Source organism: Hydrogenophaga sp., from assembly GCF_051858985.1.
Classification (GTDB): Bacteria; Pseudomonadota; Gammaproteobacteria; order Burkholderiales; family Burkholderiaceae_C; genus Hydrogenophaga.
Map to the genome: position 1 here is coordinate 883,974 of NZ_JBHYGM010000003.1, position 16,135 is coordinate 900,108.

The following is a 16,135-nucleotide window of genomic DNA, read 5'->3' on the forward strand; positions in this document are numbered from 1 at the left end:
CGCGAATGAGAAAAATGATTGCGGGCAACTGGAAGATGAATGGCTCACTGGCTGCCAACGAGGCGCTGGTGAAGGCCATGCTCGATGGCCTGGGCGCTGAGGCACCCATGGCCGACATGGCCTTGTGCGCCAGTTCGCCCTACCTGGCGCAATTGCAGGGTTTGCTGCAGGGCAGCCCGATCGCGTGGGGCGCGCAGGACGTGTCCGCCCACGAGCAAGGTGCCTACACCGGCGAGGTGTCGGCGGCCATGTTGCGCGACTTCGGTTGCCGCTACGCGATCGTGGGCCACTCGGAGCGCCGTCAGTACCATGCCGAGAGCGATGTGACCGTGGCCAACAAGGCGCAGCGCGCCCTGGCAGCCGGTATCACCCCCATCGTCTGCGTCGGTGAAACCCTGGCCGAGCGAGACGCCGGTCAGACCGAACTGGTGGTGAAGCGGCAGCTCGCCGCTGTCATTCATGTGGTCGCCCATTGCACCAGCGAGATCGTGGTGGCCTACGAGCCTGTGTGGGCCATCGGCACCGGCAAGACCGCCACGCCCGAGCAGGCGCAGCAAGTGCATGCCGTGCTGCGTGCGCAGATTGCGGCAGCCACGCAGCACCCCGAGCGCGTGCACATCCTCTATGGCGGCAGCATGAATGCGGCCAACGCCGCCAGCCTGCTGGCGCAACCCGACATCGACGGCGGATTGATCGGCGGCGCTTCGCTGAAAGCGGCCGACTTCCTCCAGATCGTGGGCGCAGCCCGCTAACCTTGCACGCGTCCTGGTGACGTGACTCACAGAGAATTCCCGGAGTAAAAAATGAACATCGTGTTGACCCTCTTGCTGGCGGTGCAGATCCTGTCGGCCCTGGCCATGATCGGCCTCATCCTCATGCAGCACGGCAAGGGTGCTGATGCGGGCGCCGCGTTCGGTGGCGGTGGTGCGGGGTCGGCCAGCCTCTTTGGCGCGTCAGGCGGCGCCAACTTCCTTTCGCGAACCACGGCCGTGCTCGCCGCGGTGTTCCTGGGTTGCACGCTGGGCCTGGCTTACTTCGGCAACCTGCGGACCGCGCCGAGCACGGGCAGCGTGCTCGAAGGCGTGGCTGCGCCTGCGCAGCCTGCCGGTGCAGCTCAGCAGATTCCTGGCAGCACGCCGGGTCTGGCACCCGCGCCTGCACCTGCTGCATCCGGTGCAGCGTCGCAGCCGGCAGCCGGGGGCGCGGCCCAGATTCCAGCGAAGTGAGTCGCTGGGTGGCGCGTTGGCATTGAGCGGCGCGCGTGACCGAAAATCCTCTGCTGCGCTGCAAAATCGGCAGTCGTTTCAGGGTAAACTCCATGGGTTGTCAGCAAGGCTCGCACTCTTCCTCGCGAGCCCGACAATGCAGACCCAGCCGACGTGGTGAAATTGGTAGACACGCTATCTTGAGGGGGTAGTGGCGAAAGCTGTGCGAGTTCGAGTCTCGCCGTCGGCACCAATCTTTGGCAACACGGTCCCACGCCGTGTCAGCGGAATCGACCAAGATGAGTCTCGAACAATACCTTCCCGTGCTTCTGTTCATCTTGGTGGGTATTGCCGTCGGGATCATCCCGCAGGTGCTCGGTTACATCCTGGGCCCCAACCTGCCGGATGCCGAGAAGAATTCTCCTTACGAATGCGGTTTCGAGGCGTTTGAAGATGCCCGCATGAAGTTCGACGTGCGCTACTACCTCGTGGCCATCCTCTTCATCCTGTTCGACCTCGAAATCGCCTTTCTCATTCCCTGGGCCGTCGCGTTCTCCGACATCGGCATGACCGGCTTCCTCGCGGGGGTCGTGTTCCTGGTGATCCTCACCGTCGGCTTTGCCTACGAGTGGAAGAAGGGTGCACTGGACTGGGAATGAACGACAGGAACACACACGAATGCACCGGAGCGTTTCATGATTGAAGGCGTATTCAAGGAAGGTTTTGTCACCACGAGCTACGACTCGGTGGTGAACTGGGCTAAGACCGGCTCGCTGTGGCCCATGACCTTCGGTCTGGCCTGCTGCGCGGTCGAGATGATGCACGCCGCAGCGGCGCGCTACGACATCGGCCGCTTCGGTTCGGAGGTGTTCCGCGCCAGTCCGCGCCAGTCCGATCTGATGATCGTGGCCGGCACACTGTGCAACAAGATGGCGCCTGCGCTGCGCAAGGTCTACGACCAGATGGCCGAACCCCGCTGGGTGCTTTCCATGGGATCGTGTGCCAACGGTGGCGGCTACTACCACTACAGCTATTCCGTGGTGCGAGGTTGCGACCGCATCGTGCCCGTGGACGTGTACGTGCCCGGCTGCCCGCCCACTGCCGAAGCCCTGCTGTACGGAATCATCCAGCTGCAGCAGAAGATCCGTCGCACCCAGACCATCGCCCGGGCTTGATGACGCCTTGCGGCCATTCGCTCGACGTCAAGGCATTGAAAGAACGTTCATGACCGACACCGCCGTGACCCTCCACGCCGTCGAACCCGAGGCGCTTCAAGGCGCGTTGGGCAAGTTGCTCGGCGATCGTGCCGTGTCACTCACCGTGGTGCGGGGCGAGCTCACGCTCACCCTGCGCGCCGCCGACTACTTCGCCACGATGCAGACCTTGCGCGATGCGCCGGAGGCACGCTTCGAGCAGCTCATCGACCTGTGTGGCATGGACTACCAGACCTATGGCGACGGCCGTTGGGAAGGCCAGCGCTTCGCTGCCGTGGTGCACCTGCTTTCGGTCGAACACAACCATCGCCTCCGGGTGCGCGTCTTCTGCCCTGAGGACGATTTCCCCGTGCTCGATTCCGTCACGCCCCTCTGGGCTGCCGCGAACTGGTACGAGCGTGAAGCCTTCGATCTCTACGGCATCGTGTTCGACGGCCACGAGGACCTGCGCCGAATCCTTACCGACTACGGCTTCATCGGCCATCCGTTCCGCAAGGACTTCCCGCTGTCGGGGCATGTCGAGATGCGGTACGACGCCGAACGCCAGCGCGTGATCTACGAACCGGTGACGATCGAGCCGCGCGAGATCACGCCGCGCATCATCCGCGAAGACAACTACGGAGGCCTGCACTGAGGCCCGCGCCCGTCGTGTAACCCGTCATGGCAGAAATCAAGAACTACACCCTCAACTTCGGTCCGCAGCACCCGGCTGCACACGGCGTGCTGCGCCTCGTGCTGGAGCTCGATGGCGAAGTCGTGCAGCGCGCCGATCCGCACATCGGCCTGCTGCACCGTGCCACCGAAAAGCTGGCCGAACATAAGACCTACATCCAGTCGCTGCCCTACATGGATCGCCTGGACTACGTGTCGATGATGTGCAATGAGCACGCCTATTGCCTGGCCATCGAAAAACTGCTGGGCATCGACGTGCCGGTGCGCGCGCAGTACATCCGTGTGATGTTCTCCGAGATCACGCGCATGTTGAACCACCTCATGTGGCTGGGTTCGCACGGCAACGACTGCGGCAGTTCCACCATCCTCATCTACGCTTTTCGCGAGCGCGAGGACCTGTTCGACATGTACGAGGCGGTGTCGGGTGCACGCATGCATGCGGCCTATTTCCGTCCCGGCGGCGTGTACCGGGATCTGCCCGACACCATGCCGCAGTACCGCGCCAGCAAGGTGCGCAACGCACGCGGTGTGGCACAGCTCAACGAGAACCGCCAGGGCTCGCTGCTCGACTTCATCGAAGATTTCACCAGGCGCTTCCCGACGTACCTCGCTGAATACCATACGCTGTTGACTGACAACCGCATCTGGAAGCAGCGAACCGTGGGCATCGGCGTGGTCACGCCAGAGCGCGCGCTCAACCTGGGCATGACGGGGCCCATGCTTCGCGGATCCGGCATTGCCTGGGACCTGCGCAAGAAGCAGCCGTACGACGTGTACGGCCAGATGGATTTCGACATCCCTGTCGGCAAGACCGGCGACTGCTACGACCGCTACCTCGTCCGCATGGAGGAGATGAAGCAGTCCAACCTCATCATCGAGCAGTGCGTGAAGTGGCTGCGCGCCAACCCGGGCCCGGTGATCACCGACAACCACAAGGTGGCGGCTCCGGCGCGCGAGGCCATGAAGGCCAACATGGAAGAGCTGATCCACCATTTCAAGCTGTTCACCGAAGGTTTCCATGTGCCCGAAGGCGAAGCCTATGCGGCGGTGGAACACCCCAAGGGCGAGTTCGGCATCTACCTCGTGAGCGATGGCGCGAACAAGCCCTATCGCCTGAAGATCCGAGCGCCAGGCTTTGCCCACCTGGCCACCATGGACGAGATGGCGCGTGGCCACATGCTGGCTGACGCGGTGGCCATCATCGGCACCATGGACATCGTTTTCGGAGAGATCGACCGATGAGCACCGATACGCCCGTGTCCTTTTCAGAAGCCACGATCCAGCGCTTCGACCGCGAGGTCGCCAAGTACCCCGACGAGCAACGCCAGTCGGCCGTGATGGCGTGTCTGGCGATCATCCAGCAGGAGCAGGGCCACCTGAGCCTGGCCGACGAGGCCGCGCTGGCCGCCTACCTGCGCATGGAAACGATCGCCGTGCACGAGGTGACCACGTTCTACAACATGTACAACCAGCAACCGGTGGGCAAGTTCAAGCTCAACGTCTGCACCAACCTGCCGTGCCAGTTGCGCGACGGTGCACAGGCCCTGCACCACCTCGAGCAACGTCTCGGCATCACGATGGGTGGTACCACGGCCGATGGCCTGTTCACCCTGCAGCAAAGCGAATGCCTGGGCGCCTGCGCCGATTCGCCAGTGATGCTGGTCAACGACCGCCACATGTGCAGCTTCATGAGCAACGACAAGCTCGATCAGTTGATCGACGGTCTGCGCGCTTCGGAAGGACAGCGATGAACGCCGAGCAGATCCTCTCGCAATTCCGCGCCACGGGCCTGCAGACCTGTTTCCATGGTCGGCACATCCAGCCACAGATCTACGCCGATCTCGACGGCAGCAACTGGTCTCTGAAGGACTATGTGGCTCGTGGTGGCTACCAGGCGCTGCGCAAGGTGCTCGGGCAGGACGGTTCTGCGCCGGCCGGTGACCCCCCTGTGGTCGGCCTCACGCAAGACCAGGTCATCGCCACGCTCAAGGAATCTGCGCTGCGCGGCCGGGGTGGCGCGGGCTTTCCAACCGGCCTGAAGTGGAGCTTCATGCCGCGCCAGTTTCCCGGCCAGAAATACCTGGTGTGCAACTCGGACGAGGGTGAGCCCGGCACCTGCAAGGACCGCGACATCCTCATGTACAACCCGCACATCGTCATTGAAGGCATGGCGATCGCGGCGTACGCCATGGGCATCAGCGTCGGCTACAACTACATCCATGGCGAGATCTTCGAAGCCTACGACCGCTTCGAAGCCGCGCTGGAAGAAGCGCGCGCCGAAGGCTACCTCGGCGACGGCATCATGGGCAGCGGTTTCAACTTCCAGTTGCACGCGGCCCATGGCTTTGGTGCATACATCTGCGGTGAGGAGACCGCGCTGCTCGAATCGCTGGAAGGCAAGAAGGGCCAGCCGCGTTTCAAGCCACCGTTCCCCGCCAGTTTCGGGCTCTACGGCAAGCCCACCACCATCAACAACACCGAGACCTTCGCAGCGGTCCCGTGGATCATCCGCAACGGCGGCGCGGCGTACCTGGCCTGTGGCAAGCCGAATAATGGCGGCACCAAGATCTATTCGGTCAGCGGCGACGTGGAACTGCCCGGCAATTACGAAGTGCCCCTGGGCACGCCCTTCAGCAAGCTGCTCGAGCTCGCTGGCGGTGTGCGCAAGGGCCGCACGCTCAAGGCCGTGATTCCCGGTGGCTCTTCTGCCCCGGTGCTGCCGGCGCACATCATGATGGAATGCACGATGGACTACGACTCCATCGCCAAGGCCGGCTCCATGCTGGGTTCGGGCGCCGTCATCGTGATGGACGATTCGCGCTGCATGGTCGAGTCCCTCAAGCGCCTGTCCTATTTCTACATGCACGAGTCCTGCGGCCAGTGCACGCCTTGTCGCGAAGGCACGGGCTGGCTGTGGCGCGTGGTCGATCGCATCGACAGCGGGTTGGGAAAGCCCAGCGACATGGCGCTGCTCGACAACGTGGCCGAGAACATCATGGGCCGCACCATCTGCGCCCTGGGCGATGCAGCGGCCATGCCGGTGCGCGCCATGATCAAACACTTCCGGCATGAGTTCGACGCCAAGATCACGGCTGCTCAGACGCCCGCCAAGGTTGCTTAAGAGAAGACATTCCCATGGTTGAAATCGAACTCGACGGCAAGAAGGTGGAAGTGCCCACGGGCAGCATGGTCATGCATGCTGCCGAAAAGGCGGGCACCTACATCCCGCATTTCTGCTATCACAAGAAGTTGTCCATCGCGGCCAACTGCCGCATGTGCCTGGTTGACGTGGAGAAGGCGCCCAAGCCCATGCCGGCCTGTGCCACGCCGGTCACGCAGGGCATGATCGTTCGCACCAAGAGCGACAAGGCGATCAAGGCGCAGCAGTCGGTGATGGAGTTCCTGCTCATCAACCATCCGCTGGACTGTCCCATCTGCGACCAGGGTGGCGAATGCCAGCTGCAGGACCTGGCCGTGGGCTACGGCGGTTCCGGTTCGCGCTATGAAGAGGAAAAGCGCGTCGTGCTGCACAAGGATGTGGGGCCGCTCATTTCCATGGCCGAAATGTCCCGCTGCATCCACTGCACCCGCTGCGTTCGCTTCGGGCAGGAAGTGGCTGGCGTGATGGAGCTCGGCATGATCCACCGCGGCGAGCATTCGGAAATCACCACCGTGCTCGGCGAGACCGTGGACTCCGAACTGTCGGGCAACATGATCGACATCTGTCCGGTCGGTGCACTCACCAGCAAGCCGTTCCGCTACAGCGCCCGTACTTGGGAACTCTCGCGCCGCAAGAGCGTGAGCCCGCACGACGCGACCGGCGCCAACCTGATCGTGCAGGTGAAGAACCACAGCGTCATGCGCGTGCTGCCGCTGGAGAACGAAGCCGTCAATGAGTGCTGGATCGCCGACCGGGACCGTTTCTCGTACGAAGCCCTCGGTTCGGAAGACCGCCTGACGGCGCCCATGCTCAAGCAGGGCGGTGAATGGAAGACGGTGGACTGGCAGACCGCGCTGGAATATGTGGCCAACGGCCTCAGGCAGGTCAAGGCCGAGCACGGCGCCAGCGCCCTCGGTCTGCTCGCCAGCCCGCACAGCACGCTGGAAGAGCTGGCCCTTGCCGGCGCCCTTGTGCGCGGGCTCGGCAGCCAGAACATCGATGCGCGCCTGCGCCATGCCGACTTCGGCAATGCCGCACCGGCGAATTCGGCCCGCTGGCTGGGCATGCCTATCGCCTCGCTGTCCACGCTGCAACGTGTGCTTGTGGTCGGCTCGAACCTTCGCAAGGACCATCCGCTGTTCGCGCAGCGGATCCGCCAGGCACAGCGCAAGGGTGCTCAGGTGAGCGTGTTGAATGCCGAGTCGCAGGACTGGGCGATGCCGCTGAAAAACACCGTTCTGGCCGGCAGCGCGGACTGGGTATCGGCATTGGCCGGCATCGCATCTGCAGTGGCCGGCGAAACCGGTGCTACTTCTCCGGTGAAGGTCGACGCGTCCGACTCGCACCGCGCGGTGGCGAAGTCGCTGATGGGTGGCGAACGCAAGGCGATCCTGCTGGGCAATGCCGCTGCGCACCATGAAAAGGCGTCCAGCCTGCTGGCGCTGGCCAACTGGATTGCCGAGCAGACCGGCGCCACGGTGGGCTACCTCACCGAGGCCGCCAACACGGTGGGCGCGCAACTGGTGGGCGCGCTGCCAGGGCAGGGTGGCTTGCATGCCGGGCGCATGTTGACCGGCGGGCTCAAGGCCGCGATCCTCTTGAACACCGAACCCGCACACGACGCCGCAGCCGGCGTTGAAGGCTTGTTCCGGGCGGGCATGGTCGTCACGCTGAGTCCGTTCAAGACCAACCTGGATGTCAGCGATGTGCTGCTGCCGGTCGCGCCGTTCACCGAGACCTCGGGCTCTTTCGTCAACGCCGAGGGGCGTCTGCAGAGCTTCCATGCCGTCGTGCGTCCGCTGGGCGAGACGCGTCCGGCCTGGAAGGTGCTGCGCGTGCTGGGCAACCTGCTGGAACTGCCGGGCTTCGATGCCGATTCTTCGCAAGCCGTGCTGGCCAGCGCCTTGCCCGGTGTGGCCTCCGGTGCGCTGGTCGACGCGGGCCGATTGAACAACGCCAGCAGCAGCACCGCGATCGACGTCGCTCCCGCCTCGTCCGAGCCGTGCGTGGCCTCCATCTACCAGCTTGACGGCCTGGTGCGCCGTGCCACCTCGTTGCAGCTCACCGCCGATGCGCGGTCCGCCGCCCTGGCTGTGGAAGGAGCCGCCGCGTGATCGATGCCATGTACAACGGCGGCCTGGGCTTGATCGCCGCCCCGTGGTGGACCACGGCCGCCTGGCCCGTGATCTGGAACCTCATCAAGATCGTGGCGGTGCTGGCCCCTCTGATGGGCGCGGTCGCCTACCTCACTTTGTGGGAACGCAAGCTGCTTGGCTGGATCCAGGTTCGCCACGGACCCAACCGCGTGGGCCCCATGGGGCTGCTGCAGCCCATCGCCGACGCGGTCAAGCTGCTCACCAAGGAACTGATCCGGCCGAGCGCTGCCAGCAACGGGCTGTTCCGCCTGGGTCCGGTCATGGCCATCATGCCGGCCCTTGCCGCCTGGGTGGCCATTCCCTTCGGGCCCGAAGCGATCATTGCGAACGTCAACGCCGGCCTGCTGGTGATCCTGGCCATCACCTCCATCGAGGTGTATGGCGTGATCATTGCCGGCTGGGCGTCCAACTCCAAGTACGCGTTCCTGGGCGCACTGCGCGCCTCGGCCCAGATGGTGAGCTACGAAATCGCCATCGGATTCTGCTTCCTGGTGGTGGTCATGACCGCCGGGAGCCTGCACCTCGGTGAGATCGTCGCTTCGCAGTCGCGCGGCATGGCGGCCGACCTGGGGCTGAATTTTCTCTCCTGGAACTGGTTGCCGCTGCTGCCGATCTTCTTCGTCTACCTGATTTCCGGTGTGGCCGAAACCAACCGCCATCCCTTCGACGTGGTCGAAGGAGAAGCCGAGATCGTGGCCGGTCACATGGTCGAGTACTCCGGCATGGGCTTTGCCATCTTCTTCCTCGCCGAGTACGCCAGCATGTGGCTGGTGTCTGTCCTGGGTGTGCTCATGTTCCTGGGTGGCTGGCTCTCGCCGATCGACCACGCCTTGTTCAACTGGGTACCCGGCTGGATCTGGCTGGGCATCAAGACCTGCATCGTGGTGTCCATGTTCATCTGGATCCGCGCCACTTTCCCGCGCTTCCGCTACGACCAGATCATGCGTCTGGGCTGGAAGATCTTCATTCCCGTCACGCTCATCTACCTGCTGCTCGTCGGCGCGTTGATGCAGACCTCGTGGAACCTCTGGAAATAAGAGGGCGAAAGACCATGTCCACCACCACCGCCCATTCCGTCGCGGCCCCTGCCGTCGTTGCCCCGTTCTCGTTTCGCGACTTCCTCAACAGCTTCCTGCTCGTCGAGTTGTTCAAAGGCATGGCCCTGACCGGCCGTTATGCCTTCAAGCGCAAGATCACAGTGCAGTTCCCCGAAGAAAAGACGCCGCTTTCGCCGCGTTTCCGGGGCCTGCACGCGCTGCGCCGCTACGAAAACGGCGAAGAGCGCTGCATTGCCTGCAAGCTGTGCGAAGCCGTGTGCCCCGCCATGGCCATCACCATCGAATCCGATGTGCGCGAGGACGGCTCGCGCCGCACCACGCGCTACGACATCGACCTCACCAAATGCATCTTCTGCGGTTTCTGCGAAGAAAGCTGCCCGGTCGATTCCATCGTCGAGACCCACATCTTCGAGTACCACGGCGAAAAGCGAGGCGATCTCTACTTCACCAAAGAGATGCTGCTGGCCGTGGGCGACCGCTACGAGACCGAAATTGCCGCTGCCCGCGCTGCGGATGCGCCGTACCGCTGATCTCCGCTGACCCTCGGCACCCGATTCAAGACCCACGCCATGGATTACCAGACCGGCTTTTTCTACCTCTTCGCGGCGGTGCTGCTGTTCGCGGCCTACCGCGTGGTCACTGCACGCAACCCTGTGCACGCCGTGCTCTATCTCATGCTGGCGTTCTCGCAGGCCGCGGCGCTCTGGCTGCTGCTCAAGGCCGAGTTCCTGGGCATCACGCTGGTGCTGGTGTATCTGGGCGCCGTGATGGTGCTGTTCCTCTTCGTGGTGATGATGCTCGACATCAACATCGACTCGGTGCGCAAAGGCTTCTGGAAGAACTTTCCGCTCGCCGCCATTCTGGGTGGCCTCGTGGCGGCCGAGCTGATGGTGGTGCTGTGGGCCGGGTTTCCTTCCATTTCCGCCAGCCCTGATGCAGCCGGTGTCGGCGTGAATGCGGCCGACTACTCCAACACACGCGAACTGGGTCTGCTGCTCTACACCGAGTACCTGTACCCAGTGGAAGTGGCCGCGGTGATCCTGCTGGTGGCCATGATCGCCGCCATTGCACTCACGCTGCGCCAGCGCAAGGACAGCAAGGCCATCAACCCTTCGCTGCAGGTGCATGTGCGCGCCAGCGACCGGCTGGTGGTGGTGCCGATGGCCGCCACGCAGAAGGCGCCCCCCGCTGCAAGCAACGAAGCCGCCGAGGAGGGCAAGGCATGACACTCACCAGCCTGACCCTGGGCCATTTCCTTTCCGTGGGCGCGATCCTGTTCGCGTTGTCGGTGGTGGGGATCTTCCTCAACCGCAAGAACCTGATCGTGCTGCTGATGGCCATCGAGCTCATGCTGCTGGCCGTCAACATGAACTTTGTGGCTTTCTCCCACTACCTGGGCGACATGCATGGCCAGGTGTTCGTGTTCTTCATCCTGACCGTGGCCGCCGCCGAGTCGGCCATCGGCCTGGCCATTCTGGTGCTGCTGTTCCGCAACAAGTCGTCGATCAGCGTCGAAGAACTCAACACCCTCAAGGGTTGAGGCCCGGGCCCACCCACACGCGAACTCAGGCAGTAAACCCATGAGCACCACCCTCTCCGCAAGCACGCTGCTGGCTGTGCCCCTGGCCCCGCTGGTGGGCGCCGCACTGGCCGGCATCCTGGGCACCACCTTTGGCGGCAACGTCATCGGTCGCCGCGCTTCCCACACGCTCACCATCCTGGGCGTGCTGATCGCCTTCATCCTCTCGGCTTCCACGCTCAAGAGCGTGGCCATCGACGGTGCCCGTTTCAACGAAACGCTCTACACCTGGATGGTGGTGGGCGGCCTGAAGATGGAGATCGGGTTCCTCGTCGATGGTTTGACGGCCATGATGATGGTGGTCGTCACCTTCGTCTCGCTCATGGTGCACCTCTACACCATCGGCTACATGGAAGAGGACGACGGCTACAACCGGTTCTTCGCCTACATCTCGCTGTTCACCTTCTCCATGCTCATGCTGGTCATGAGCAACAACCTGCTGCAGTTGTTCTTCGGCTGGGAGGCCGTGGGTCTGGTGTCGTACCTGCTGATCGGCTTCTGGTTCAACAAGCCCACGGCCATCTTTGCCAACATGAAGGCCTTCCTCGTCAACCGCGTGGGCGACTTCGGTTTCATCCTGGGCATCGGCCTGATCGTGGCGTACGCCGGCACGATGAACTACACCGAGGTGTTTGCCAAGGCACCTGAACTCGGCCAGCTGGGTTTCCCCGGCACCGACTGGCTGCTCATCACGGTCATCTGCATCTGCCTGTTCATCGGGGCCATGGGCAAGAGCGCCCAGTTCCCGCTGCATGTCTGGCTGCCCGATTCCATGGAGGGCCCCACGCCCATCTCGGCACTGATCCACGCCGCCACCATGGTCACCGCCGGCATCTTCATGGTGGCTCGCATGTCGCCGCTGTTCGAGCTGTCGGACACCGCGCTCAACTTCATCATGGTCATCGGCGCCATCACCGCGCTGTTCATGGGCTTCCTGGGCATCATCCAGAACGACATCAAGCGCGTGGTCGCTTATTCCACGCTGTCCCAACTCGGCTACATGACGGTGGCCCTGGGCGCCTCGGCCTACTCGGTGGCGGTGTTCCACCTCATGACCCACGCCTTCTTCAAGGCGCTGCTGTTCCTGGCAGCCGGCTCGGTCATCATGGGCCTGCACCACAACCAGGACATCCGCTGGATGGGCGGCGTGCGTAAGTACATGCCGATCACCTGGATCACCTCGCTGCTGGGCACGCTCGCGCTCATCGGCACGCCGCTGTTTGCCGGCTTCTATTCCAAGGACAGCATCATCGAGGCGGTGCACTTCAGCAACCTGCCTGCCTCCGGGTTCGCTTATTTCGCGGTGCTGGCAGGTGTGTTCGTGACCTCGTTCTACTCGTTCCGCCTTTACTTCCTGGTGTTCCACGGCAAGGAGCGCTACGACCAGAACCCGGACGCCCATCACGACGACCATGGGCACCACGACGAGCATGACCATGGACATGGTGACGGCAAGCCGCACGAGTCTCCCTGGGTGGTCACGGTGCCGCTGCTCCTGCTGGCCATCCCTTCCGTGGTGATCGGCTTCATGACGATCCAGCCCATGCTGTTCGGCGACTTCCTCAAGGACGCGATCTTCATCAACCTGCAAGCGCACCCCGCCATGGCGAAGTTCGCCGAGATTTTCCACGGCCCTCTGGCCATGGTCGGACACGCCTTCTTCACGCCGCCCCTGTACCTGGCCCTGGCCGGTGCCGTGAGCGCCTGGTACATGTACCTCGTCAATCCGGCCGTGCCGGCCGCCATGGGCCGTGCCTTGCGTCCCATCGTGGTGGTGCTGGAGAACAAGTACTACATGGACTGGTTCAATGAGAACGTGCTGGCGAAATCTGCACGGGGGCTGGGCATTGGCCTGTGGAAGGGTGGGGACCGGGGCGTGATCGAAGGCGGCGTGGTCAACGCCAGCTGGAAGATCGTGGGGGTGGTGTCTGCCGTGGTGCGCCGCGCCCAGACCGGCTACCTCTACCACTACGCGCTCATGATGATCGTGGGCGTGCTGCTGTTCATGACGTATTTCGTGTGGCTCGCCAAATAAGAAGAGGAAGAACAAGATGGGTTTGCTGAGCCTTGCAATCTGGACGCCGATCTTCTTTGGCGTCGTGCTGCTGGCCCTGGGCCGGGACGAACAGGCTCCCATGGTGCGCTGGATCGCGCTGGTGGGCGCCGTCGTCAGCCTGATCGTCACGGTGCCGCTCTACACCGGTTTCAAGCTTGGCACCGCGGCCATGCAGTTCGTGGAGAACAGCCCCTGGATCGACCGCTTCAACGTGAACTACCACCTGGGTGTGGACGGCATCTCCCTCTGGCTGGTGCTGCTCACCGCCTTCATCAACGTGGTGGTGATCGTGGCCAGCTGGGAATCGATCACGACGCGCGTGAACCAGTACATGGGGGCGTTCCTGATCCTCTCCGGGCTCATGATCGGTGTGTTCAGCGCGCAGGACGCGATGCTGTTCTACGTGTTCTTCGAAGCGACCCTGATCCCGATGTACCTCATCATCGGCATCTGGGGCGGCCCGAACAGGATCTACGCCGCGTTCAAGTTCTTCCTCTACACGTTGCTCGGCTCGCTGCTCATGCTGGTGGCGCTGATTTATCTGTACACGCAGGCTGACGGCAGTTTTGCGCTGGCTGACTGGTACAAGTTGCCACTGGGTGCCACCGAGCAGACGCTGCTGTTCTTCGCGTTCTTCGCCGCCTTCGCGGTCAAGGTACCGATGTGGCCGGTGCACACCTGGCTGCCCGACGTGCACGTCGAGGCGCCCACGGGCGGTTCCGCCGTGCTGGCGGCCATCATGCTCAAGCTGGGGGCCTACGGTTTCCTGCGCTTCTCGCTGCCCATCCTGCCAGACGCCTCGCAAGAATGGGCCTGGCTCATGATCACGCTGTCGCTGGTGGCGGTGATCTACGTCGGCCTTGTGGCCATGGTGCAGCAGGACATGAAGAAGCTGGTGGCGTACTCGTCGGTGGCCCACATGGGCTTCGTCACGTTGGGCTTTTTCGTCTTCAGCGACCTGGGTGTGTCCGGCGCCATCGTGCAGATGATTGCGCACGGCTTCGTCTCGGCCGCCATGTTCCTCGGTATTGGCGTGCTTTACGACCGCGTGCACTCGCGCGAGATCGCAGACTACGGCGGCGTGGTGAACACCATGCCCAACTTCGCCGCCTTCGCGCTGCTCTTCACCATGGCCAATTGCGGCCTGCCGGGCACGGCGGGTTTCGTGGGCGAATGGATGGTGATCCTGGCGGCCGTGAAGGCCAACTTCTGGATCGGCCTGCTGGCCGCCTCCGCGCTGATCTTCGGTGCGGCGTACTCGCTGTGGATGTACAAGCGCGTCTACCTCGGCGCCGTGGGCAATGACAACGTGAAGGCCCTGACCGACATCAACAAGCGCGAATTCCTCGTGCTGGCGGTGCTCGCCATCGCCGTGCTCTACATGGGCGTCTACCCCAAGCCTTTCACCGACGTGATGGACGCCTCCGTGGCCGAACTGCTGCGCCACGTCGCCATTTCCAAACTGAACTGAGCCCGCGGCCAAGCCATACAAGAGAACGCTCACATGATTGACAAGCTCAGCTGGGTTGCGGCCTACCCTGAAATTCTTCTGCTGACCATGGCCTGCGTCATTGCGCTGGTGGACCTGGCCGTGAAGACGCCGCTGCGTGGCGCCACCTACGTGCTGACCTTGCTGACGCTGGCCGTCATCGCGCTGCTGCTCGGAATGTCCGCAAGCACCGGCGACACCATCTACGGCTTCGGCGGCATGATGGTCAGCGACCCCATGGGCAACTGGCTCAAGTGTTTCGCCACGATCGCCGTGATGGTCACCCTGGTGTACGGGCGCGGCTACTCGGGCCAGCGCGACATGTTGCGTGGCGGCGAGCTGTTCACACTCGGCATGCTCGCGCTGCTGGGCATGTTCGTGATGATCTCCGGCCACAACTTCCTGGTGATCTACCTCGGCCTGGAACTGCTCACCCTGTCCAGCTATGCCCTGGTGGCGCTGCGCCGCGACGACGTGCAGGCCACCGAAGCGGCCATGAAGTACTTCGTGCTCGGGGCGCTGGCCAGTGGCTTCCTGCTGTATGGCTTGTCCATGGTCTATGGCGCCACCGGTTCGCTGAACCTCACCGAAGTCATGCTCACCATCACCGGTGGCGACGACACGCTCAAGGGGTCGCCGCAGGTGCTGACGCTGGGCCTGGTGTTCGTGGTGGCTGGCCTGGCGTTCAAGCTCGGTGTGGTGCCTTTCCACATGTGGGTGCCCGACGTCTACCACGGCGCCCCCACCGCGATCACGCTGCTGATCGGTGGTGCCCCCAAGCTGGCGGCCTTCGCCATCGTCATCCGCCTGCTGGTGGAAGGGCTCCAGCCGCTGGCGGTGGACTGGCAGCAGATGCTCGCCGTGCTCGCCGTCATGTCGCTGCTGATCGGCAACCTGGCCGCCATCGCGCAGACCAACCTCAAGCGCATGCTGGCGTTCTCCACCATCGCGCAGATGGGTTTCATGTTGCTGGGCCTGCTCGCCGGCGTGGTGCAGGGTGATTCGAGCAACATGGCCAACGCGTATGCCTCGTCGATGTTCTATGTCGTCACCTACGTGCTCACCACGCTCGGCACCTTCGGCGTCATCCTGTTGCTCTCGCGAAGCGGCTTCGAGTCGGAGAACGTGAGCGACCTGGCCGGCCTGAACCAGCGCAGCCCGCTTTACGCCGGCGTCATGGCGATCTGCATGTTCTCGCTGGCCGGTGTGCCGCCGCTGGTGGGTTTCTACGCCAAGCTCTCGGTCCTGCAGGCCTTGCTGGCTTCTTCGGGCGCCTTCTATGTCGGCCTGGCCGTGTTCGCGGTCATCATGTCGCTCATTGGCGCGTTCTATTACCTGCGCCTGGTGAAGGTGATGTATTTCGACGCCCCCACCCAGACCGCCGACATCGAAGGCGGTGCCGACGCGCGCTCGGTGCTTTCCCTCAACGGCGCGCTTGTGCTGGTCCTCGGGGTGCTGCCCGGTGGACTCATGACGCTGTGCGCCCAGGCGGTGAGCAAGCTGCTCGGCTGAGCGGTGTGCGACATCGGCGATGAACTCGCCGGTT

The 16,135-nt window shown here is 63.6% G+C and carries 16 protein-coding genes and 1 tRNA gene; all 17 read left to right on the plus strand.

Features of this window, described 5'->3' with window-relative positions:
* The first annotated feature begins 5 nt into the window (after window positions 1-5).
* A complete protein-coding gene (tpiA, locus tag ACTIEY_RS16685) occupies window positions 6-752 on the plus strand; it encodes a triose-phosphate isomerase (protein WP_439520247.1) in 747 nt (248 codons plus the stop codon).
* A 51-nt stretch (window positions 753-803) separates the two neighbouring features.
* Entirely contained in the window at window positions 804-1,226 is a 423-nt protein-coding gene (gene secG / locus ACTIEY_RS16690; protein WP_439520248.1) for a preprotein translocase subunit SecG, read from the plus strand.
* A 147-nt stretch (window positions 1,227-1,373) separates the two neighbouring features.
* A tRNA-Leu gene (locus tag ACTIEY_RS16695) sits at window positions 1,374-1,458 on the plus strand.
* 46 nt (window positions 1,459-1,504) lie between these two features.
* Window positions 1,505-1,864: an NADH-quinone oxidoreductase subunit A gene (locus ACTIEY_RS16700; RefSeq protein ID WP_428288975.1), complete on the plus strand. Its 360-nt coding sequence runs from the start codon at window positions 1,505-1,507 to the stop codon at window positions 1,862-1,864.
* Between the two features lie 36 nt (window positions 1,865-1,900).
* Window positions 1,901-2,380 (plus strand): NuoB/complex I 20 kDa subunit family protein, encoded by a 480-nt coding sequence (locus ACTIEY_RS16705; RefSeq protein WP_056273769.1) that lies wholly within the window; start codon window positions 1,901-1,903, stop codon window positions 2,378-2,380.
* A 64-nt stretch (window positions 2,381-2,444) separates the two neighbouring features.
* The gene (locus tag ACTIEY_RS16710; RefSeq protein WP_439520312.1) at window positions 2,445-3,053 is read left to right on the plus strand and encodes an NADH-quinone oxidoreductase subunit C; all 609 of its coding nucleotides are present in this window, start codon (window positions 2,445-2,447) and stop codon (window positions 3,051-3,053) included.
* Window positions 3,054-3,079: 26 nt separating this feature from the next.
* Window positions 3,080-4,333: an NADH-quinone oxidoreductase subunit D gene (locus tag ACTIEY_RS16715; RefSeq protein WP_439520249.1), complete on the plus strand. Its 1,254-nt coding sequence runs from the start codon at window positions 3,080-3,082 to the stop codon at window positions 4,331-4,333.
* On the plus strand, window positions 4,330-4,842 hold the full coding sequence (locus ACTIEY_RS16720; protein ID WP_439520250.1) for an NADH-quinone oxidoreductase subunit NuoE family protein: 513 nt from the start codon (window positions 4,330-4,332) through the stop codon (window positions 4,840-4,842). Before ACTIEY_RS16715 ends, ACTIEY_RS16720 begins: the two co-directional genes overlap by 4 nt.
* A complete protein-coding gene (gene nuoF / locus ACTIEY_RS16725) occupies window positions 4,839-6,212 on the plus strand; it encodes an NADH-quinone oxidoreductase subunit NuoF (protein WP_439520251.1) in 1,374 nt (457 codons plus the stop codon). Before ACTIEY_RS16720 ends, nuoF begins: the two co-directional genes overlap by 4 nt.
* A gap of 14 nt (window positions 6,213-6,226) precedes the next feature.
* Window positions 6,227-8,365 (plus strand): NADH-quinone oxidoreductase subunit NuoG, encoded by a 2,139-nt coding sequence (gene nuoG / locus ACTIEY_RS16730; protein WP_439520252.1) that lies wholly within the window; start codon window positions 6,227-6,229, stop codon window positions 8,363-8,365.
* On the plus strand, window positions 8,362-9,444 hold the full coding sequence (gene nuoH, locus ACTIEY_RS16735; RefSeq protein WP_439520253.1) for an NADH-quinone oxidoreductase subunit NuoH: 1,083 nt from the start codon (window positions 8,362-8,364) through the stop codon (window positions 9,442-9,444). The genes nuoG and nuoH overlap by 4 nt, the downstream gene beginning before the upstream one ends.
* Before the next feature lie 14 nt (window positions 9,445-9,458).
* On the plus strand, window positions 9,459-9,995 hold the full coding sequence (nuoI, locus tag ACTIEY_RS16740; RefSeq protein WP_439520254.1) for an NADH-quinone oxidoreductase subunit NuoI: 537 nt from the start codon (window positions 9,459-9,461) through the stop codon (window positions 9,993-9,995).
* A 39-nt stretch (window positions 9,996-10,034) separates the two neighbouring features.
* Window positions 10,035-10,691 carry an NADH-quinone oxidoreductase subunit J gene (locus ACTIEY_RS16745; RefSeq protein WP_439520255.1) on the plus strand — a complete coding sequence of 219 codons (657 nt, stop codon included), beginning with the start codon at window positions 10,035-10,037 and terminating at the stop codon, window positions 10,689-10,691.
* A complete protein-coding gene (nuoK, locus tag ACTIEY_RS16750) occupies window positions 10,688-11,005 on the plus strand; it encodes an NADH-quinone oxidoreductase subunit NuoK (protein WP_086124412.1) in 318 nt (105 codons plus the stop codon). The genes ACTIEY_RS16745 and nuoK overlap by 4 nt, the downstream gene beginning before the upstream one ends.
* Window positions 11,006-11,045: 40 nt before the next feature.
* Window positions 11,046-13,079 (plus strand): NADH-quinone oxidoreductase subunit L, encoded by a 2,034-nt coding sequence (gene nuoL / locus ACTIEY_RS16755; RefSeq protein ID WP_439520256.1) that lies wholly within the window; start codon window positions 11,046-11,048, stop codon window positions 13,077-13,079.
* A gap of 16 nt (window positions 13,080-13,095) precedes the next feature.
* Entirely contained in the window at window positions 13,096-14,571 is a 1,476-nt protein-coding gene (locus ACTIEY_RS16760) for an NADH-quinone oxidoreductase subunit M (protein WP_439520257.1), read from the plus strand.
* A 33-nt stretch (window positions 14,572-14,604) separates the two neighbouring features.
* A complete protein-coding gene (nuoN, locus tag ACTIEY_RS16765; RefSeq protein WP_439520258.1) occupies window positions 14,605-16,101 on the plus strand; it encodes an NADH-quinone oxidoreductase subunit NuoN in 1,497 nt (498 codons plus the stop codon).
* Window positions 16,102-16,135 lie beyond the last annotated feature (34 nt).